The following is a 19743-nucleotide window of genomic DNA, read 5'->3' on the forward strand; positions in this document are numbered from 1 at the left end:
GATCTGGTTACTATTTGCACTCTCCCCATTCACAGTTTTCGCAGGTAATTAACATAGAATTGTAAATTTTGTTCTAATTTGTGAGTGTAATAATCGGTAATTAAATATTTTAGATTGCCATATTTTTTTCTATTTATTTTTAACTGTTCTATTGATTTTTTAATTGTAAGTAGTTTTATGATTTTTATTTGATATTTTTTTTGAAATTTAACTTTTTGTTTACAAGAGTGTTTTGCTTTGAATATATATTTCCGGAGACCGATTTTTGAGTAAACAGATAAGTATTAAAAGTAAATGTTGAGTTAATGACTAATAATTGTTAAGGATAATAGCAGGAAAGGATGTGTGGTTGAAAGCCATTATGTAGATAGTGGATAACAGTCTAAGCGAAAAGTAACGTTAAAGCTTTTATATTTTTGATTATGGGGGTAATCTTGATAAGATTCTATTTCAACGAGTTGAAGTTATGAGCTATGTAATCTTTCGAACCATCAATGGTATCGTCAGGCCTTTTACTGTAGGCAATTCGTCTGCGAAATCCAAAGTGAAAAAATCAACGGTTGAGTCTGATTACAATCTTAAGAAGAATCATTATCGTGATTTCCGTTCATTTACTGTGCCGAATGTAGAATGTAAAACGTGTGGTCAGCGTGTTTACTATTATGAGCATCCATCGGGTTCTCGGGTATTGTTTGATGCGCTTGGTCCGCCGTGGCCTCTTCATCCGTGTTTTATTTCTGGGCAAAATGCGAAGAATAAATTAGCTAAGCCCATTGGTGATGTAGCGGCTAAAAAAGAGAAAGGTTGGTTACCCGTTGTGATTGACCATGTCCAATTGCAAGTAGATCGTATTGAGGTACGTGCACGTACTGAGAAAGAGGAGCTACTTTTTACCATTAAAGCGTCTACGTTAAAGTCGCGAAAAATTCATGTTAATCAGGTGAAAAATCTGTTGGTATTAATAAAGCGGCAGTCAGGAACAGTAGTTCGTGTGCAGCTGCATGATGGTAAATCAGGATGGGAGCAAAATGGGGTATTACAACATCTGAACAGCAAGCAGTCAGCAACGCTTGCACCAATGGTTCTAAGCGAGAAGAAATTTAAGTCACTTACTCCGTTACAAAATGGACGGATAGTCATCGAAAATGAGCGGCTTCGGTTCGATTTTTTATTCTATGGAAAAAAATATCACCAGTCTATCGGTGGAAATCAGTGGCATACTTTAAGGCATAAACTTGATCGTCTTAAACTTTATTTCGGAAAAAACAAAATGGAGGATAAGATTATTATTTATGCTCTTGACCTTGTAACACGAGAATTCATTAATTTTACTATCAAGGGTGAGGACACTCCTGAACTTTCAACGATCCCCGATAATTCGGATAAGCGAGTCTTGCTTGAAGATATTTATCTTGAAGACGTTGAGTCTCAACGAATTAAGCTTTTAGGAAAAATTGATGATAGCTATATTACCTTTTACATGTCCAGAAGGTATCTTCGAGCCGATGAAAATATTGATGTTTTACTTGATGGTGGCATAACACTCTGGCTCGAACATGCTGAAGGTGCGGAATGTCACCTATATGTCGAAACAGCTTCAAGAAAGAAAACTATTCGCGGCAAGGTAACTATACTCTCTTGCATGAAATCGAGCCAGATACAATTGCCTGAATCGACTGATTTTATTGTTGAGAATATTGATTTGCGTAAGGAGGAGCATTTGCTGCTCTCTGTTACTTCTAAAAGAAAACGTTGGGAAATGCAATTGTTTGTCAGCGATTTTCAGCGTAACTATTTATTAAATAGGTTTGACTCTGCTGCTGAAGTTCCCTTAAGGCAGCGGAGAAATACAAAAAAAATATCACAGGTCTTTACATTGAAAACAGATGTGTAGGTTACTACAAGGCTTTAATTGCACAGTCAGCTTCAACACTGGAGGAGGTTGTTCTTGAACATATTACAGAACATACCTTGCTTGGTATGGCATTTAGTAAAGCGCTGAAACGTTAGTTTGTATCTTATGTTAAGAAAGGCTCATTATTGTTGTGACCAAAGTTTCTTGGCCTCACTCATTCCTAAATGAAATAATGAGGACAGCTTGCTTATTGTCCTCATATCTGAGGTAAGCTTTAATTCGAAAGATGGTTAATTCCTGTTAGATCTATGCTCCTTAATATCCGGGCTATTCGAGTATCCGCAACAGCACCCATCCCCCAAACCCCATCAACACCACCCCCGCCGTGCGCTCAATCCACCACAGCGAACGGCTGAGCTTCTGTTGCACCGCCGATAAGCCCATCAGCGTCACCAGCGCCAGATCCCACGCCAGCACTACCATTACCATCCAGACGCCGCAGGTCGCCTGCTGAAGCAGCGTGACGTCCGGCCCCAGCAGCGCCGTCATCAGCGCCAGATAGAAAAGCGCGTTCTTCGGGTTTAACAGCGCCGAACCGAGCCCCAGCAGGATCTGCTTGCGCAGCGAAGGGAAGCGCTGGTGAGTTTCATTTAGCGCCAGCGCCTGTGGTCGGCTGCGCACCAGATGCGAGCCGATCCACAGCAGATACAGCGCCCCGCAAAGTTCGATCAGCGTAAACAGCCACGTAAACTGGCGCAGCGCGCTCCAGCCGATAATCACCAGAAGAATATAGAGCGCGTTTCCCGCGGCGATGCCGAGGCACAGCCCGGCGCTGCCGCGCAGACGATAGCGTGCGGCGTAGCCTACCAGCAGGAAGAAATCCGGACCCGGGCTGAGCAGGGCAACAAAATGCGCCAGCGCCAGCGCAAGAAAAGCGGAAGGAAATAACAGTTCCATTGAGACCTCGGTTAACAATCCGAGGTCAGTGTACGGCGCTGCAGAACCTATTTATTGTCGGATATTGATCGGCCCGTGGCGTACTGGCGCGGCGTGGCGGCGGTATAGCTCACGAAGGTCTTATGAAAGTGGCTCTGGTCGGCAAAGCCGCTCTGGTAGCCGACGTCGGCAATATCATCCCCGGCGCGCAGCCGCGCTTTAGCGTATTCCACGCGGGAGATGTTGAGAAAGCTGCCCGGCGTCAGGCCGGTGTCCTGCCTGAAGGTGCGAATCAGCGTCTCCTTGCGCAGCGAGAAGCGCTGGGCAAGCTCGTCGAGGGACGGCGGGCAGGTGAGATCGGAAAGAAATGCCTCCTGAACCTGCTGGCTGGTTGAGCGAAGCGCGTCTGCGTTATCCGCACCGCGGGGAAGGGCAGAAAGCAGCGTGTCGACTGACGCTGGAGACATTGTCTCGACAACGTCCAGGTAATGGGCAAACAGGTCAGGGCTACGAATCACCTGTAGCGCCAGCGGAAGCCCGGTGTCGATATAGAGCATATGGTAGCTGCGCGGATTACCGGCGACGGGGTTACAGCTGTGCGGCGCACAGGCCGGGATCACGATGAGGTCCCCGGGGTTAAGGATGTACTCTTTATCATGACACACGCAGCAGGTCTGGCCCTCCATAATCGCGCCGATGGAAAGCTGAGGGTGACTGTGGCGTTTGTACGCCTGCGTACTCTGCCAGGTGCTGCGCAGCTCAAGGCCTGAGGCACGGTGAAAAGTCTGACGGACGTATCGGGTATCGGTCATGGGCGCTCCTTCTGAAGGTTTTTTATACCACGTCAGCGAACCGTCTGGCAGCGCTTCATTAAGAACCTTCCGGATATACCCAACTTTACGTCCATAGCCAGTCATGTTGACTACCCTTAATACCCTAAGCGGTAAAACAAGGAGATTCGACATGGCTTATCAGACAGTAAATCCTGCCACTAACCAGCTCATCAAAGAATACCCCTCGCATACCGACGCGGATATCGAAGCGGCGCTCAAGGCGGCCGATGCGCTTTATCATTCGGACTGGGCGAAAGGCGACATCAGCCAGCGCCTGCCGGTGCTGCATAAGCTTGCCGACCTGATCGACGAGCGCGTGGAGGATCTGGCGAAAATCGCAAGCCGGGAGATGGGTAAGCTCATCGAGCAGAGCCGCGGCGAGGTGAAGCTGTGCGCGCAGATCGCCCGCTACTACGCCGACAACGCGAAGCAGTTCCTGGCCCCGGTGAAGTACGATTCTGAGCTTGGGGAAGCCTGGGTGGAGCATCACCCCATCGGTGTGCTGATGGCCGTTGAGCCGTGGAACTTCCCGTATTACCAGCTGATGCGCGTTCTGGCGCCAAACCTGGCGGCGGGGAACCCGGTGATCGCCAAGCATGCCAGCATCGTGCCGCACTGCGCCGAGACTTTTGCCCATCTGGTGCGCGAGGCGGGCGCGCCGGAAGGGGCGTGGACCAACCTGTTTATCTCGTCCGAGCAGGTGGCAAAAATTATCGCTGACGATCGTGTGCAGGGTGCCGCATTAACCGGCTCCGAAAAGGCCGGCAGCGCGGTGGCCGCGCAGGCGGCGAAGCACATCAAGAAATCTACGCTGGAGCTGGGCGGTAATGACGTGTTCGTGGTGCTGGATGATGCCGACCTTGATAAAGCCGTGAAAATAGGCGTGAATGCGCGGCTCAACAATGCCGGGCAGGTCTGTACCGCGGCGAAGCGCTTTATCCTGCATGAGAAGATTGCAGACGCGTTCCTGAGCAAATTCACCGAGGCGTTTAAGCAGGTGAAGATTGGCGATCCGCTGGACGAAACCACCACGCTGGGGCCGCTGTCGTCTAAAGATGCCCTCGAAACGCTGACCAAACAGGTTAACGAGGCGGTGAAAAACGGTGCGACGCTGCACTATGGCGGCAAGCCGGTGCAGCGCGACGGGAGTTTCTTCGAACCGACGATCCTGACGAATATCTCCCGCGATAACCCGGCGTACTTCGAGGAGTTCTTCGGCCCGGTGGCGCAGATGTACGTGGTGAAAAGCGACGACGAAGCGGTCGCGCTGGCGAACGACTCCCACTACGGCCTGGGCGGTGCGGTATTCAGCCAGGACATCGAGCGCGCGAAGAAAATGGCGTCGCGGATTGAGACCGGGATGGTGTACATCAACTGGCTCACCGATACCGCGCCAGAGCTGCCGTTCGGCGGCGTGAAGCGGTCCGGCTACGGGCGCGAGCTGTCGGATCTGGGGATCAAAGAGTTTGTGAACCAGAAGCTGGTAGTGGTGCGTAAGTAATTTCAACCATAAAAAAACCTGCCGGATGGCAGGTTTTTTTTGCACGTTGCGGAGCCTTAGAAGCTCACGCCGCCGCCCACATACGCACCGTCAATCAGGGTGTGGTTTGGACGACCATCTTTGCCGTCAACGCTCACGTGGCGGTAACCCACTTTCAGCGTAACTGGTTTGATTGGGGTCCAGCTTACGCCGCCGTTGGCTTCAACGTAGTTTTTCACGCTGTTGTTCAGGCCGTCTGGTGCCACATAGCCTTCACCGAAGACGTTGATGCTGTCGGTCAGGGCCACGTTTACGCCGCCACCGATTGGGAACGCAACGCCGTTATCGCCTTTTTTCGGGCCGATGTAGATCGCTTTCGCACCTGCGTTCAACATCACCGGGCCGACTTCAAAGTTGTAGCCTGCACCTACGCCGCCAGTCTGGGTGCCGTCGTCAGTGTTTTTCAGCCAGTTGCTTTCAGCGTACAGGCCGGATGAGGATTTCCCCATTTCCAGATTGAGGTTAGTAAAGTTTTTCCCCTGCTCAATGCTGCCGCCCATTGCCAGTGCGGAGCCAGATACCGCGGTCAGGGCGGAAAGGATGAGTACGTTAAGCTTTTTCATGAGTGTTCCTCGTTATCAAATTAATCTGAGGGCACCTTAACAACGGATGTTTATGACTGCAAATGTGATGTCTATCGCGGTTTTATACTGTTTTTGTTGGGTATTTAATCTTTATCTGTTGCCAAATTGTTTGTTTAGAAGGTCGTCAATGGCAAATAAATTCGCGTTTAGGAACAGTTTAGAGTTTTGGCTAAACGACAACTGAACGAGGCAAAGAAAGCCATTTGAGATGAATTAATTGAGTTTCTAATAATTTCCAAAAGTGTTTCATCTGTCACAGATAAAGACAGAGGTTTACATTTCTGGTGGTTGCTATACGTAATTTTGTGCAGATCCGCCGTCCTTTCATGTCATTTTTCTGACACGTTTCTTCATTACGTTGTTGGCTTCACTAACTGGATGCTAACAACATGAAAAGAAAAATTATTCCTGTGCTCGTGAGCTGCGCGCTCTCATTCTCTGCCCTGGCGGCTCAACCTACCGCAGAGCGCTATATCGTCAGCTTCCCTGAAGGCTCGCATGTGAAATACAGCGGCGCGTTTGCCAGCGCGTTTCCGAACGGACTCCCGGTCGGGATTGGCTCTGGCCTGCTGTTTACCGGCAAGCAGGGCGATGCCCTGACCTTTGCGACCGTGACCGATCGCGGTCCCAACGCCGATGCGCCAAAAATGGGTAAAAACGAAGCCAAAATATTTGTCACGCCAGATTTCGCGCCGCTGCTGATGACCATCCGCGTCCAGAACGGCAAAGCGGAGGCTATCGACGCCCGCCCGCTGCATGACGATAAAGGCGAGATTAACGGCCTGCCGCTGCAAAGCGGCGTGATTGGCTCCACCAATGAAGTGGCATTCAGCGACACGCTAAACATTCTGAATGGCGACAATCGCGGGCTGGACACGGAAGGCATCACCCCGGACGGCAAAGGCGGCTACTGGCTGTGCGACGAGTATGGCCCGTTCCTGATCAACGTCGATAGCAAAGGGAAGATCCTGGCGATCCACGGGCCGCAGGCAGCGGAAGGGGAGAAATCCATCGCGGGCGGTCTGCCAAATATTATCAAATGGCGCCAGGCAAACCGGGGCTTTGAAGGCCTGACCCGGATGCCGGACGGGCGGATTATCGCCGCCGTGCAAAGCACGCTGGATATTGACGGTAAGAGCAAAAAGCAGGCGCTGTTTACGCGTCTGGTGAGCTTCGACCCGGCGACCGGCAAAACCGCGATGTACGGTTACCCTATCGACAGCGCGGTCTACGGTAAAAACAGCGATGCCAAAATCGGCGACATTGTGGCGCTCGATGACCAGCATATCCTGCTGATTGAGCAGGGTGAGGATAAAAATGACGCCATGCGTAACCTGATTTACAAGGTGGATCTCAGCAAGGCGAGCGACCTTTCCGCCTTTGACAAGCCGGGCGAGTACCCTGAGTTTGATGATGAGAAAACCCTGGCGCAGCGCGGCATAACGCTTGCGGCTAAAACGCAGGTTGTCGATCTGCGCGCGCTGGGCTGGCAGCAGGAGAAGGCCGAAGGGCTGGCGCTGATCGACAGCAAAACGCTTGCGGTGGCGAACGATAACGACTTTGGCGTGAAGGTGGCGATGCAACACCCGGTCGAGGGCAAGAAGCTCAAGGATTATCGGGTGAACGCGGAGGGCAAGCTGACGCTGGATGATAAACCGGTGGAAACCACGCTCAGCGTGAAGCCGCTGAAAAAGCCGGAGTCGGACAGCGAGCTGTGGATTATAACGCTGCCGGAAGCGGTGAAATAAGTTTACCCCTCACCCTAACCCTCTCCCCATAGAGGAGAGGGGATTATTCGGGGAGGTTATTTCTTCAGCCCTGCAAACGCCGCTCGAATGTCTTCTTCCGGGAGTTGGATGCCTATAAACACCATCACGCTGCGCGGCGGTTCATCGCCCCAGGGCCTGTCCCAGTCGGCGCTGTACAGGCGCTGCACGCCCTGGAATAGCAGGCGGTTCGGCTCGCCGTCGATCCACAGCATCCCTTTGTAGCGCAGCAGCTTGTCGGCAAACGACAGCAGCAGGTTCTCCATCACGCGCGAAACCTCGCTGATGTCCACCGGGTAGTCCAGCTCCACCACAATCGACGCCACGTCGTTTTGCTTGTCTCCCATAAAGTGGAAGCGCGGTTTCGCGGTGACGTTCTCTTCCAGCATAAAGCCGTTGGTGTTGAACAGCTGAGACAGATCGATGTCGCCATGCGTCACCGTGTAAATCGGCGCGCGGGAGTTAATGCGCGTCAGGCGCTCGCGCAGCTTAACGCTTTCGCCCGCCACGTCGGTTTTGGTCAGCAGGATGCGGTCGGCGTAGCCTACCTGAGACTGGGCGATGGTGAACTGGTTCATCTGCTCGTCGGCGTGAACCGCATCCACAAGGGCAATCACGCCGTCCAGCAGGTAGCGCTGGCAGAGGATCTCGTGAGAGAAAAAGGTCTGAATAATCGGGCCGGGGTCGGCCATGCCAGTGCACTCGATCACCAGACGGTCAAAGTCGATCTCGCCGCGGTCGCGGCTGTCGAGCAGGTCCAGCAGGGCGTCTTCTAATTCGTTAGAGCGGGTGCAGCAGATGCAGCCGTTGGTGAGGGTTTTGATCTGGGTGGCGCGATCGCCAATCAGCTGATCGTCTACCGAGACCTCACCAAATTCGTTTTCGATGACGGCGATTTTGAAGCCGTGCTGTTCATTCAGGATGTGGCGCAGCAGGGTGGTCTTACCGGCGCCGAGAAAACCGGTCAGCAGGGTAACGGCAATCGGGGTCATGGTCTCTCCTTTAGCAGCAGCGGACGCCGCCTTCTCCACTTCCGCCGTAGCGCGCTTCCTGACGCTCGCGGAAGAATTCGGTGTAGGTCATGTACGGCTTATCCGGATGGTTGGTCTTCATATGCTCAACGTAGTTGTCATAGTCCGGAATGCCAATCAGCATTTTCGCCGCCTGACCGAGGTATTTTTTTGCTTCGCCTAAGTTACCAAACATTGTGGGTTCCAGACAGAAAAAGCCCGGTGGCGCTACGCTTACCGGGCCTACAGTTACTGTGTAGGGCGGGTCAGCGTAGCGCCACCCGCCATTATTTTAATGGTGTGATGAGGTCTTCACGCCGCCTTCCGGCACCGGCACGTACGGGGTTTCTTTATCCGTACGACCGTCGGCGTTGCGCACGTTCATCCAGGTTTTGATGCCGTAGAAGATGATGCTGTACACCACCACCAGGAACAGAATGCTCAAACCCGCGTTGGTGTAGTTGTTCACCACGATATGGTTCATGTTGGCAATCTGCTGCGCGGTCAGATCCGCACCGCCTGCTGCAATCTTCTCTTTGTACTGATTAGCCATGAAGAAGAAGCCTTCCAGCTGCGGGTTGGCGCTGAACAGCTTCAGGCCAAGCGCCCAGGTGGTGCAGAGCAGCAGCCACAGCGCAGGAACAACCGTTACCCAGATGTATTTGGTGCGTTTCATCTTCACGAGGACCACGGTACCGAGCACCAGAGCAACGGCTGCGAGCATCTGGTTAGAGATACCGAACAGCGGCCACAGGCTCTTCACGCCGCCGAGTGGGTCGACAACGCCCTGATACAGCAGGTAACCCCACAGGCCTACGCAGCCCGCAGTACCCAGAATGCCCGCTACCAGAGAGTCGGTTTTCTTCAGGAACGGCACGAAGTTACCGAGCAAATCTTGCAGCATAAAGCGGCCCGCACGGGTACCGGCGTCCAGCGCGGTCAGGATGAACAGCGCTTCGAACAGAATACCGAAGTGGTACCAGAAGCCCATGTCCGCCCACGGCAGCACTTTGTGGAACACGTGTGCGATACCGACGGCCAGCGTAGGAGCACCACCAGCGCGGTTCAGCACGGACGGTTCGCCGATGTCTTTCGCGGTCTGCATGATCTGCTCAGGCGAAATCACGAAGCCCCAGGAGCTGACGGTCGCCGCCGCGTGTGCGCTCGCATCTTTCAGCTGCGCCATAATCAGCGCCGCGTTGTCACCGCCCATCTCGTGCAGGTTTGGCATGGTAATGCCGAGGCCAGCAGGCGGGGTGTTCATCGCGAAGTACAGACCCGGTTCGATAATGGAGGCTGCAACCAGTGCCATGATCGCCACGAAGGACTCCATCAGCATTGCGCCGTAGCCGATCAGACGCGCATCTTTCTCGTTCGCCAGCAGCTTAGGCGTGGTGCCGGAAGCAATCAGGGCGTGGAAGCCAGAGACCGCACCGCAGGCGATGGTGATGAACAGGAATGGGAACAGGGCGCCTTTCCACAGCGGGCCGGTGCCGTCGATGTACTGCGTGACCGCAGGCATTTTCAGATCCGGGTTAATCACCAGGATGCCGATCGCCAGACCGACGATAACGCCGATTTTGAGGAAGGTCGCCAGGTAGTCACGCGGGGCCAGAATCAGCCAGACCGGCAGCAGCGCGGAAATAAACGCGTAGCCAATCAGCGCGAAGGTAATGGTGGTGTCCTTGAAGGTCAGCGCCGGGCCCCAGTACGGGTCGTGCGCAATCACGCCGCCGAAGTAGATGGAGGCCACCAGCAGCACGATACCAATCACCGACACTTCACCCACGCGTCCCGGTCTCAGGAAGCGCATGTAGATACCCATGAACAGCGCAATCGGCACGGTTGAGCAGACGGTGAAGACACCCCACGGGCTTTCGGCCAGCGCTTTCACCACGATCAGGGCCAGCACCGCGAGGATGATGATCATAATCAGGAAGCAGCCGAACAGGGCGATAGTCCCCGGCACGCGGCCCATCTCTTCTTTGACCATCTCACCCAGAGAGGCGCCGTTACGGCGAGAAGAGATAAACAGCACCATAAAGTCCTGCACCGCACCCGCCAGCACAACGCCCGCGAGCAGCCACAGGGTACCCGGCAGGTAGCCCATCTGCGCGGCCAGCACCGGGCCGACCAGCGGGCCTGCACCGGCGATAGCGGCAAAGTGGTGACCAAACAGCACGTAGCGGTTGGTTGGCACGTAGTTCAGGCCGTCATTGTTAATGACCGCCGGGGTGGCGCGCGTCGGGTCGAGCTTCATGACCTTCTGCGCGATGTACAAGCTGTAGTAGCGATAAGCCACAAGATAGACGGAAACGGACGCGACCACGATCCACAGGGCGCTTACGTGTTCGCCCCGGCGTAATGCGACAACCGCCAGACAGAAAGCGCCGAGGATCCCGAGTAAGGCCCAGGGCACGTGCTTCAGTAGTTTTTTAGTATCCATAGTAAGACCTGGTTTTTTATGTAAAGAAAAAAGGGTCAGGGTTCGTTGTGAGGAGGTATTGATTAATGCTGGAGCGATCGTGCCAGATCCTCGCGCGTGTAAAGGACGGTAAATGAGTGAGTGGTTGAAAGTGATGGGTGAGCGGTCAAAGGTGAGGGCGAGTGGTTCAGGCTCGCCGCCAGTGGGAGAAAATATGTGATTGCGATCACGCAGTTAGCTATACCGTGCACTCAGCCAGATAGGTTGTCAGGGTCGTCACCAGCTTTTCCCTCAGCCAGGCAGGTTCTAAAATGTGAATGTTTGGCAGCCAGTACAAAAGCAGCGGCAAAATTTGGTTCTCATGTGCTGCCTGGCAGCGGATCGTGACGCCATCGTGATGGTCTTCCAGCACCTCTTGTTCCGGCAGGAGATCGCGTCGCATAAAGTAATGCGAAATATTATCGTTGATAAATATTTTCACTTCGAAAGTATCTTCAGAGACCCAGGGATCGAGGCTTTTTTCCAGCAGTTCAGTCACGCTATCTTCAGGAATAAACGTCGTGTCCTGAATATCCATCCAGCGAATCTGGCTCAGCGAAAAGGATTTTAACCTGCTATTTTCGGTGGCTTGTAAATACCATATATTTTTTTTGTTAATGAGTTTGTAGGGATTAATCAGACGGGTTTTACCTTTATAAACGATCTGACAAACATTATGGTTTTTAATCGATTTCTCAATTTTCGGTAAATAACGACCAATATCACGGTGTACGGTGTGTTCAGCGTCGTTGCCAAGAATAAGAATATGATTTTCATCAACGCGGTTTTCGAGTTTCTGCCAAAACTCGGTATTACGATCGGGGAAAAAGTTATCAGCATTCAGGAAGTTAGCAAGGGTGTGATGCAGCCCTTGCGAGCCGGGAGATTGCGCTGAATGAATGAGCCGATATAGCCCATTACCGGTATGTTCAACAATCGGGGAGAGTGCATTTAAATCGCGGTAGACGGTGCGCTCGGTAATTTTAAATTTATCCATGAGCGCACTGCGGTTTACCACACCGTGTAAATGTAGCTCAACCAGAATATCGACCAGACGTTCAGCCGAGCGGCTCCGCGTCGATTTAGCCATAAGGTCTTCCTGTATATTGGGGTCGGCGCTGAATGATGCGGGTAGCACTGACACGGGGTGTCAGTATTCAGGCACAGAAAATTTCTCTTATGGTTATATAACGGCGTGCTTTAGCGGAAACCTTAGGGGTTTTTTGTAGAAAGCCGCGCTGACCGAAGAAAGGTCAGCGCGTGAAGGGATTAAACGGCAGCTTCAAGCTCCATCATCACGGGGTGGAAGCGGCGTTTGAAATAGATCAGGCCGTGGCCCTCTTCACTGAGGATGATGTTTTTAATTTCAACGAGATAAACCAGATGCGTGCCGATGGTTTGCACCTGGCTTATCTCCCCTTCCAGGCTGGCGAGCGCGCCCTTGAGCACCGGTTGCGCCAGTGGGCCTTTCTGCCAGCAGGAGAGGGCAAAGCGCTCCTCCATGGCCATGCCGGTCATCCCGGCGAAATGGCGGGCCATGATCTCCTGCTCGTGGTTCAGCACGTTGACGCACAGCCTGCCGTTGCCCTGAAAGACCGGGTTCATGGCGCTGTTGGCGTTGATGCACACCATGACCGACGGCGGGGTGTCTGTGACCGAACAGACGGCAGTGGCGGTAATCCCGCAGCGGCCCGCCTCGCCCTCGGTGGTGACTACATTAACCGCAGCCGACAGGCTGCTCATCGCGTCGCGAAAACGCAGGCGTTGTTCATCTGAATGCATTGCAACCTCCCGCTGCGCTATTTCAGCAGCTTGTCGAGCATGTTGATATCGGTGTTGTTGTGCAGGTGCGGTACGGTCCAGCCGTGCTGGTCGTACTCCGACATGCAGCGGTCGACCATCGCCATCATCTTGTCCATGTTGCCGGAGCTCTGCGCCTGGCGCAGACACTGCAGGCGGATCTCATCCTGGCTCCCGGAGTAGTTGATTTCGTACAGCTCGTGGCGTCCGCCAAACTCGCTGCCGATGGCGTCCCACATCAGTTTCAAAATCTTGATGCGTTCGACGTGATCCATGCCGTTGGAGCCGCGCACGTATTTCGCCAGATACTGGTCGATCTGCGGGTTGTTCAGATCCCGGGCGCTGGACGGGAGGTAGATCAGACCGGACGTCACGTTACGCTCGATGATGTTCTTGATCTTCGCGTATGCCATCGGGGCCATGACGCGGTAGGTTTGCAGCGCGGCGTGATCCGGCAGATACGCGCCGTTGACCCACGGGGTGGCTTCAGAACACATGGAGTCGCTTAGCGCCCAGAACATGTTGCGCCAGGCCACCACTTCGCCGAGATCCGCCTGCACGCCGCGGAACTCCAGGGTACCGGTGCACTCCAGGGATTTTTTCAGCAGGGCGGTGATGAAGTCGAGCTTCACCGCCAGACGCACGCAGGCCTGCAGCGGATACATGCGGGCGAAGCCGCCTTCCATCGTCCAGCGGCGGCAGCGGTCGAAGTCGCGGTAGATCAGCACGTTTTCCCACGGGATCAGCACGTGGTCCATCACCAGGATCGCATCGTTCTCGTCGAAGCGGCTGGAGAGCGGGTAGTCGTACGGGGAACCGGTTGCGCCAGCCACCATCTCGTAAGAGGCGCGGGAGATCAGCTTCACGCCCTCGGCGTCCATCGGCGCGACGAACATCAGCGCGAAGTCCGGGTTTTCGCCCATCACCTGCGCGGAGCCGAAGCCGATCATGTTGTAGTGGGTCAGCGCCGAGTTGGTTGCCACCACTTTCGCGCCGCTGACGATGATCCCGGCGTCGGTCTCTTTCTCCAGCTTGATGTAGACGTCTTTCACTTCGTCCGCCGGCTTGTGGCGGTCGATCGGCGGGTTAACGATGGCGTGGTTGAAGTACAGCCCGGTTTCCTGAATGCGCGTGTACCAGTTACGGGCGTTCTGCTCGAACTGACCGTAGAAGGCCGGGTTGGCGCCGAGCGCGCAGCCGAACGCGGCCTTGTAGTCCGGCGTGCGGCCCATCCAGCCGTAGCTCAGGCGCGACCACTCGGCGATAGCGTCGCGCTGCTGGCGCAGGTCGTCGGCGCTTTTCGCCACGCGGAAGAACTTATGGGTATAGCCACCGCTGCCGGTGTCGGTGCCCCAGCAGAGGGTATCCTGCATGTCCGGCTTGTGCAGCGCGTCGTACATCTGCGCGATGGAGGCCGCCGCGTTGCGAAACGCCGGATGGGTGGTGACGTCTTTGACGCGCTCGCCGTAGATATAAATCTCACGACCGTCCTGCAGGCTTTTTAAATACTCTTCGCCGGTTAACGGACGTTTGGCATCAGCGCGGAAATCTTCAGGCTTCATTGGGACCTCGTATCGGAATAGGGTTGTTAAATTTATGTTTTGTTTTTGTTGTTTAATTGAAGCCTGAGCGCGGCGTAACGTGAAGGGACGATTGGGACAACGGCAGGTACTTTTCGGGCTGGATTGGGATTTGTGATCTGTGCGGCTTTTCGGCGGGTGGCGCTACGCTTACCCGCCCTACACAACGTGATGCGTTCAGGAAACCGGTACTTTCTGCGCCCGATACGCGCTCGGCGAGCACCCCACTAAGCGGTTAAAAAACCGGGCAAAATAGGCCGGATCCTTAAACCCCAGCTGCCAGGCAATCTCGCTCACCGCGCTGTCGGAGAAGAGCAGCAGCCGCCTGGCTTCCCGCAGCTGTCGGTCGAAGATCAGCCGCTTCGGCGGGCGGTTGGCGAAGCGGCGGCAGATGTCGGTCAGGCGGGATTCGGTCAGGTGCAGCTCGCTGGCGTATTCCGGCACCGTCCAGTGCTGGTGGTAGTGGGCATCTATCAGCTGTGTAAAGCGCTGGAACAGCTTCAGCTCGCCGCGCATGCCGCCCGAAGCGTGGTCGTCGAGCTTCGCGTTGCGCAGCAGAAGGGTGAAGACCGCCTGCGCCAGCAGGACCAGGGTGTGCTCGCGCCCGGGCAGCTGTTCCGTCGATTCCCGGGCAATCAGCTGCCAGTAGTGCTTCAGCGCCGCCAGCTCGTCCGGCCTGTCGGCCAGCGAGAGGCAGATCCCCGGCAGGCCAAACGCTTCCCGCGTGCCGGGGTAGAGCACCTCCAGCAGCGGCCAGATCAGATCCTCGCGCACCGTCAGCACGTGCCCGTCGCTGTCGGATTCGGTGATAAACGCGTGCGGTACCGACGGCGGCGTGAGGACGAACAGCGGGGCCTGCACCGAGTAGCGGTGATCGTCGAGCTGCAGCTCAATCTGCCCGGTATCGAGAAAGTGCATCTGAAAATACTGGTCGTGACGATGCGCCTGCATGTCGCGGCCAAAAAAGGCCGCCATGCGGGCGAACGACTGGTAGTGCACATCGTCGGTGCCCAGACTTTCGTCGTACTCCTTGCTGATATCAATGTTGGCGATAGGGCTCTGGCACATGCTCGTTCCTCTGTTGATCCCGCTGCGTCATCGGAATGCGCGTCAGCACCAGCGCGCCGACCACCAGCAGCCCGGCCACGAACCACAGTCCGGAGCTGAAGCTACCGGTGGCGTCACGCAGGATCCCAATCAGCAATGGGCTGACGGCGGATCCGACGTTGCCGATGGCGTTGATCACCGCCAGCGCCACCGCCCGGGACTGCAGGCTAATCACCCGATCCGGCGTGGTCCAGAATATGGCCATGGCGGTAAAGGATCCGGTTGAGGCCATAATGATGCCAAGCAGCTGGATCAGGCTGTGATCGGTCGCGGAGGCCAGCATCCATCCCGCCGCGGCGAACAGGTACGGCAGGATGGTGTGCTTTTTTCGCTCTTTCAGCCTGTCGGAGCGTCGGCTCCACCAGATCATCCCGAGGATGGTGCAAAACTGCGGGATCGCCGCCAGCAGGCCGATGACGATATTGCTGCTTCCCGTGTTGAAGCTTTGCAGGATCTGCGGCGTCCAGATGTTGATGGCGCTGAGCGTGTTGGTCAGGCAGAAGTAGGCCAGCGTGTAGAGCAGCACCGCCGGTGTCAGCACCTCGCGCAGCGTCGATCGCGGCGTGACGGATTGGGCAATGGCGACCTCCTGCTCGCGGGCGATCATCGTTTTCAGCGCCTGCTTTTCGTCGTCGTCCAGCCAGGTGGCCTGATCCGGCGTATCGTTGAGGTAAAACCAGGTCACCACGCCGAGCACCACCGACGGCAGCCCCTCCAGCAGGAACAGCCACTGCCAGCCCTTCAGGTTCCACAGCCCGTCCATCGCCAGAATGTAGCCGGAGAGGATCGAGCCGAGCATCATGGTCACCGGCATGGCGATCATAAACAGCGCGTTGGCGCGGGCGCGGTGATAGGCCGGGAACCACCAGGTGAGGTAGACCAGGATCCCCGGCAGGAAGCCCGCTTCGGCAATGCCCACCAGCATGCGCAGGACGTAGAGCGTTTCAGGGCTGGTGGCGAACATGGTGCAGGTCGAGGCGATGCCCCACACCACCATGATCCCGGCGATCCAGCGCCGCGCGCCGATCTTTGCCAGCATGATGTTGCTCGGGATCCCGCACAGCACGTAGGTGACGTAAAACAGCGTCGCGGCCAGGCCAAACATGGTCGACGTAAGGCCCAGATCTTTACCCATCGTCAGCCCGGCAAAGCCGATGTTGATGCGATCGAGAAACGAAAAGACAAAGAGGATAAAGAGAAAGACGATCAGGCGTCGGAACAGCTTGTTAATGGCGCGATGTTCAACAGCTTTATTATCATGGGTTTGCAGGGTAGAGGTCGTCATGGTGCGCTCCAGATCTTACGTTTAGTAGACGGATTTATTGTTATTAACTGACGTAACCGGTTGTTCGATAAAGCGTGCCGCCAGCGCCTCCGCGCCGCGGGCGAGCAGGGTGGTGTCGACGCCGACGGCGACAAACAGCGCGCCGAGTTCAAGGTAGCGTTTCGCCAGCTGCTCGTTCGCCATCAGGATGCCGGGCGCTTTACCAGCGCTAAGGATCTGCTCGATCGCCTGCTCGATGGCGGCCTGCACCTCCGGGTGCTGCGGATTGCCGGCAAAGCCCATGTCGGCGCTCAGATCCGCCGGGCCGATAAACACGCCGTCGACGCCCTCCACGTCCAGGATCTGCGGCAGGTTTTTTAGCGCCTCGCGGGTTTCAATCTGCACCAGCACGCACATGGCGTCGTTGGCCTGCTGCAGGTAGTCCGGAATCCGGTTCCAGCGCGAGGCGCGCGCCAGGGCGCTGCCGACGCCGCGAATGCCCGCGGGAGGGTAGCGGGTGGAACGTACCGCCAGCCGCGCTTCGTCGGCGTTTTGCACCATCGGCACCAGCAGGGTTTGCGCGCCCACGTCCAGCAGCTGTTTGATCTGCACCGGGTCGTTCCACGACGGGCGCACCACCGGCTGGCTGGGATAGGGCGCGATGGCCTGCAACTGGGTTAAGACGGTTTGCACGCTGTTCGGCGCGTGCTCGCCGTCGATCAGCAGCCAGTCGAAGCCTGCCCCGGCCAGCAGCTCGGCGCTGTAGCTGCTGGTCAGCCCCAGCCATAAACCGATTTGCGGGCGGCCCGCCTGCAGCGCCGCCTTGAATGCGTTTTGCATGGTCCTCTCCTTACACAAAGCGGCAGCTGATGGAGCCCATGCTGCCGTAGTCGACGTGGAAGGTGTCGCCTCTGCTGGCGGGCACCGGGCGGGTAAAGGAGCCGCCGAGGATGATTTGCCCCGGCTCAAGCTGCACGTCGTACGGCGCCAGCTTGTTCGCCAGCCACGCCACGCCATTCGCCGGGTGGTTAAGCACGCCTGCGGCAACGCCGGTCTCTTCGATCACGCCGTTGCGGTAGAGCAGGGCAGAGATCCAGCGCAAATCCAGCTCGTCGGGCTTAATCGGACGACCACCGAGGATCACCCCCGCGTTGGCGGCGTTATCGGAGATGGTGTCGAACACCTTGCGCGGGCGCTGGGTTTCCGGGTCAACGTTGTGGCAGCGGGCGTCGATCAGCTCCAGCGCGGGGATGACGTAGTCCGTAGCGTTGTAAACGTCGAAGATGGTGCAGTTCGGGCCGCGCAGCGGTTTAGCCAGCACGAACGCCAGCTCCACTTCGATGCGCGGAACGATAAAGCGATCGACGGGGATGTCGCTGCCGTCGTGGAAGAACATGTCGTCCAGCAGCGCGCCATAGTCCGGTTCGCTGATCTGCGAGCTGGCCTGCATCGCTTTGGAGGTGAGGCCGATCTTATGGCCCTTCAGCACGCGGCCTTCGGCGATTTTCAGGCTGACCCATTCGCGCTGGACGGCGTAGGCGTCTTCAATGGTGATCTCTGGGTACTCCAGCGAGATCGCGCGGATCTGCTCCCGGGATTGTTCCGCCTGATGCAGGCGATGGGCGATCAGGGTATGGGTATGTTTGTCGAGCATGGTGATATCCTTTGTGCGGCTGTTGCCGGGTGGCGCTGCGCTTACCCGGCCTACGTTCGGAGCCGTTGTAGGCCCGGTAAGCGCAGCGCCACCGGGCGAGCAAACGGCTACTTAAACAATGCGTGCACGTTGTTTTGTTTGTAGTTCAGCGTCGGATCAAGTTCTTCCATGGCGAAAGAGAGCGCCAGATACCGGCTGTTCATCAGCGCTGCGAAATGATCTTTAATCAACGCAAACAGCATCTCGCCCACCTGCTGGCGGCTCTCCAGGCTGCGCCCGGCGCCAATCTTCAGCGTCATATGCACAAAGGCGTAATCGTGCCTGCCGTCGGCCATCTGCCAGGTGTCCAGCCAGTGGGCGCGGCTGCGGATACCGCCGAGGGGGAAGATGCCCGTGGCGGCGAGCGCCTCGTTGACTTTGGCAAACAGTCCCGGCAGGTCGGCCTGCTCGCGGATGTTGTCGGTACATTCAGCAATAAAGTGCGGCATGGTAACTCCTTACGCGGGCAGCGGGAAAACGGCGTTAACCTGGCCGGTGCCGGAGCTGGCGAACAGCTCGGTGAGGAACTCCACCTTGCCGTCGTATTTGTCCCAGCCGAGCATGCCCAGCAGCATCACCGTGTCGTGCATGTTGCCCTCGCCGTAGCAGTAGTCGGCGTACTCCGGCAGCATGCTGCAAAACTCTTTGAACTGGCCCTCGCGCCACAGCTTCACCACGCGCTCGTCCATCTGACGGTCAAACTCGCGGGTGTAGCTGTTCATCCCTTCTTCCGCGCGCTGGTCGTCAATAAAGCGGTGCGACAGCGAGCCGCTGGCGAGCACCGCCACGGTGCCGTCGTATTTCTCAATGGCGCTGACGATGGCCTCGCCCAGCCTGCGGCTGTCGGCAAAGTCGTGAACCGTGCAGAACGCCGAGATGGAGACCACCTTGAAGTGCTTATCCGCATTCATGTAGCGCATCGGCACCAGCGTGCCGTACTCCAGCTTCAGGCTCGGGATGTTGTGCGCTTTGGCACGCACGCCGAGCTTCACCGCCTCGTCGGCAATCAGCTGGCCGAGCGCCGGGTTGCCGTCGTAGTCGTAGGTCATGTCGCGGATAAAGTGCGGCAGCTCGTTGCTGGTGTAGACGCCCGCAAAATGGTCCGCACAGTTGATGTGGTACGCGCTGTTCACCAGCCAGTGGGTGTCGAACACGATGATGGTGTCCACGCCCAGCTCGCGGCAGCGCTTGCTGATCTCTTTATGCCCGTCGATGGCCGACTGGCGGCAGCCGTGGTTTTTCCCCGGCAGCTCGGAGAGGTACATCGACGGCACGTGGGTGATTTTTGCCGCTAGCGCTAATTTACCCATG

At 56.2% G+C, this 19743-nt stretch carries 18 protein-coding genes; 3 read left to right on the plus strand and 15 right to left on the minus strand.

Annotation, left to right across the window (positions count from 1 at the left end):
• The first annotated feature begins 466 nt into the window (after positions 1–466).
• A complete protein-coding gene (locus tag K5E19_RS13310) occupies positions 467–1894 on the plus strand; it encodes a hypothetical protein (protein ID WP_221551629.1) in 1428 nt (475 codons plus the stop codon).
• 288 nt (positions 1895–2182) lie between these two features.
• On the opposite strand, the gene K5E19_RS13315 is transcribed toward K5E19_RS13310, so the two are convergent.
• Together K5E19_RS13315 and K5E19_RS13320 are read right to left on the minus strand one after the other, a co-directional pair.
• Positions 2183–2812: a LysE family translocator gene (locus K5E19_RS13315; protein ID WP_221551631.1), complete on the minus strand. Its 630-nt coding sequence runs from the start codon at positions 2810–2812 to the stop codon at positions 2183–2185.
• Positions 2813–2859: 47 nt separating this feature from the next.
• A complete protein-coding gene (locus tag K5E19_RS13320; protein ID WP_221551633.1) occupies positions 2860–3603 on the minus strand; it encodes an AraC family transcriptional regulator in 744 nt (247 codons plus the stop codon).
• A gap of 151 nt (positions 3604–3754) precedes the next feature.
• Here K5E19_RS13320 and K5E19_RS13325 point away from each other — a divergent pair, with 151 nt between their 5' ends.
• Complete coding sequence (locus K5E19_RS13325; RefSeq protein WP_221551635.1) at positions 3755–5125, plus strand: NAD-dependent succinate-semialdehyde dehydrogenase; 1371 nt, start codon at positions 3755–3757, stop codon at positions 5123–5125.
• 56 nt (positions 5126–5181) lie between these two features.
• Here the strand turns inward: K5E19_RS13325 and K5E19_RS13330 are convergent, their stop codons facing one another.
• Complete coding sequence (locus tag K5E19_RS13330) at positions 5182–5727, minus strand: YfaZ family outer membrane protein (RefSeq protein WP_221551637.1); 546 nt, start codon at positions 5725–5727, stop codon at positions 5182–5184.
• A gap of 410 nt (positions 5728–6137) precedes the next feature.
• On the opposite strand from K5E19_RS13330, the gene K5E19_RS13335 reads away from it, so the two are divergent.
• Entirely contained in the window at positions 6138–7496 is a 1359-nt protein-coding gene (locus K5E19_RS13335) for an esterase-like activity of phytase family protein (protein WP_221551639.1), read from the plus strand.
• 56 nt (positions 7497–7552) lie between these two features.
• On the opposite strand, the gene yjiA is transcribed toward K5E19_RS13335, so the two are convergent.
• The 12 genes from yjiA to hpaD all read right to left on the minus strand — a co-directional run bounded on the left by yjiA (position 7553) and on the right by hpaD (position 19742).
• Positions 7553–8506 carry a GTPase gene (gene yjiA / locus K5E19_RS13340; protein ID WP_221551640.1) on the minus strand — a complete coding sequence of 318 codons (954 nt, stop codon included), beginning with the start codon at positions 8504–8506 and terminating at the stop codon, positions 7553–7555.
• A 10-nt stretch (positions 8507–8516) separates the two neighbouring features.
• Positions 8517–8720, minus strand: a complete 204-nt coding sequence (locus K5E19_RS13345) for a YbdD/YjiX family protein (RefSeq protein ID WP_003856610.1) — start codon at positions 8718–8720, stop codon at positions 8517–8519.
• Between the two features lie 96 nt (positions 8721–8816).
• Positions 8817–10970, minus strand: coding sequence for a carbon starvation CstA family protein (locus K5E19_RS13350; protein WP_100165532.1), 2154 nt, complete (start codon positions 10968–10970; stop codon positions 8817–8819).
• Between the two features lie 217 nt (positions 10971–11187).
• Positions 11188–12078, minus strand: a complete 891-nt coding sequence (locus tag K5E19_RS13355; RefSeq protein WP_221551642.1) for a YafY family protein — start codon at positions 12076–12078, stop codon at positions 11188–11190.
• 179 nt (positions 12079–12257) lie between these two features.
• Positions 12258–12770, minus strand: coding sequence for a 4-hydroxyphenylacetate 3-monooxygenase reductase subunit (locus K5E19_RS13360; RefSeq protein WP_089598028.1), 513 nt, complete (start codon positions 12768–12770; stop codon positions 12258–12260).
• A gap of 17 nt (positions 12771–12787) precedes the next feature.
• Positions 12788–14350 carry a 4-hydroxyphenylacetate 3-monooxygenase, oxygenase component gene (gene hpaB / locus K5E19_RS13365; RefSeq protein WP_010427196.1) on the minus strand — a complete coding sequence of 521 codons (1563 nt, stop codon included), beginning with the start codon at positions 14348–14350 and terminating at the stop codon, positions 12788–12790.
• 195 nt (positions 14351–14545) lie between these two features.
• Entirely contained in the window at positions 14546–15436 is an 891-nt protein-coding gene (gene hpaA / locus K5E19_RS13370; RefSeq protein WP_042717310.1) for a 4-hydroxyphenylacetate catabolism regulatory protein HpaA, read from the minus strand.
• On the minus strand, positions 15408–16760 hold the full coding sequence (hpaX, locus tag K5E19_RS13375) for a 4-hydroxyphenylacetate permease (protein ID WP_048978976.1): 1353 nt from the start codon (positions 16758–16760) through the stop codon (positions 15408–15410). Before hpaX ends, hpaA begins: the two co-directional genes overlap by 29 nt.
• A gap of 21 nt (positions 16761–16781) precedes the next feature.
• Entirely contained in the window at positions 16782–17579 is a 798-nt protein-coding gene (hpaI, locus tag K5E19_RS13380) for a 4-hydroxy-2-oxoheptanedioate aldolase (protein WP_221551643.1), read from the minus strand.
• 10 nt (positions 17580–17589) lie between these two features.
• Complete coding sequence (gene hpaH / locus K5E19_RS13385; protein ID WP_061099339.1) at positions 17590–18393, minus strand: 2-oxo-hept-4-ene-1,7-dioate hydratase; 804 nt, start codon at positions 18391–18393, stop codon at positions 17590–17592.
• Positions 18394–18500: 107 nt separating this feature from the next.
• A complete protein-coding gene (locus K5E19_RS13390; protein ID WP_221551644.1) occupies positions 18501–18881 on the minus strand; it encodes a 5-carboxymethyl-2-hydroxymuconate Delta-isomerase in 381 nt (126 codons plus the stop codon).
• Positions 18882–18890: 9 nt separating this feature from the next.
• Complete coding sequence (gene hpaD, locus K5E19_RS13395; RefSeq protein WP_039262285.1) at positions 18891–19742, minus strand: 3,4-dihydroxyphenylacetate 2,3-dioxygenase; 852 nt, start codon at positions 19740–19742, stop codon at positions 18891–18893.
• Position 19743: the final 1 nt, after the last annotated feature.

The sequence above is a fragment of the Enterobacter sp. RIT637 genome (assembly GCF_019718755.1).
Taxonomy (GTDB): domain Bacteria; phylum Pseudomonadota; class Gammaproteobacteria; order Enterobacterales; family Enterobacteriaceae; genus Enterobacter.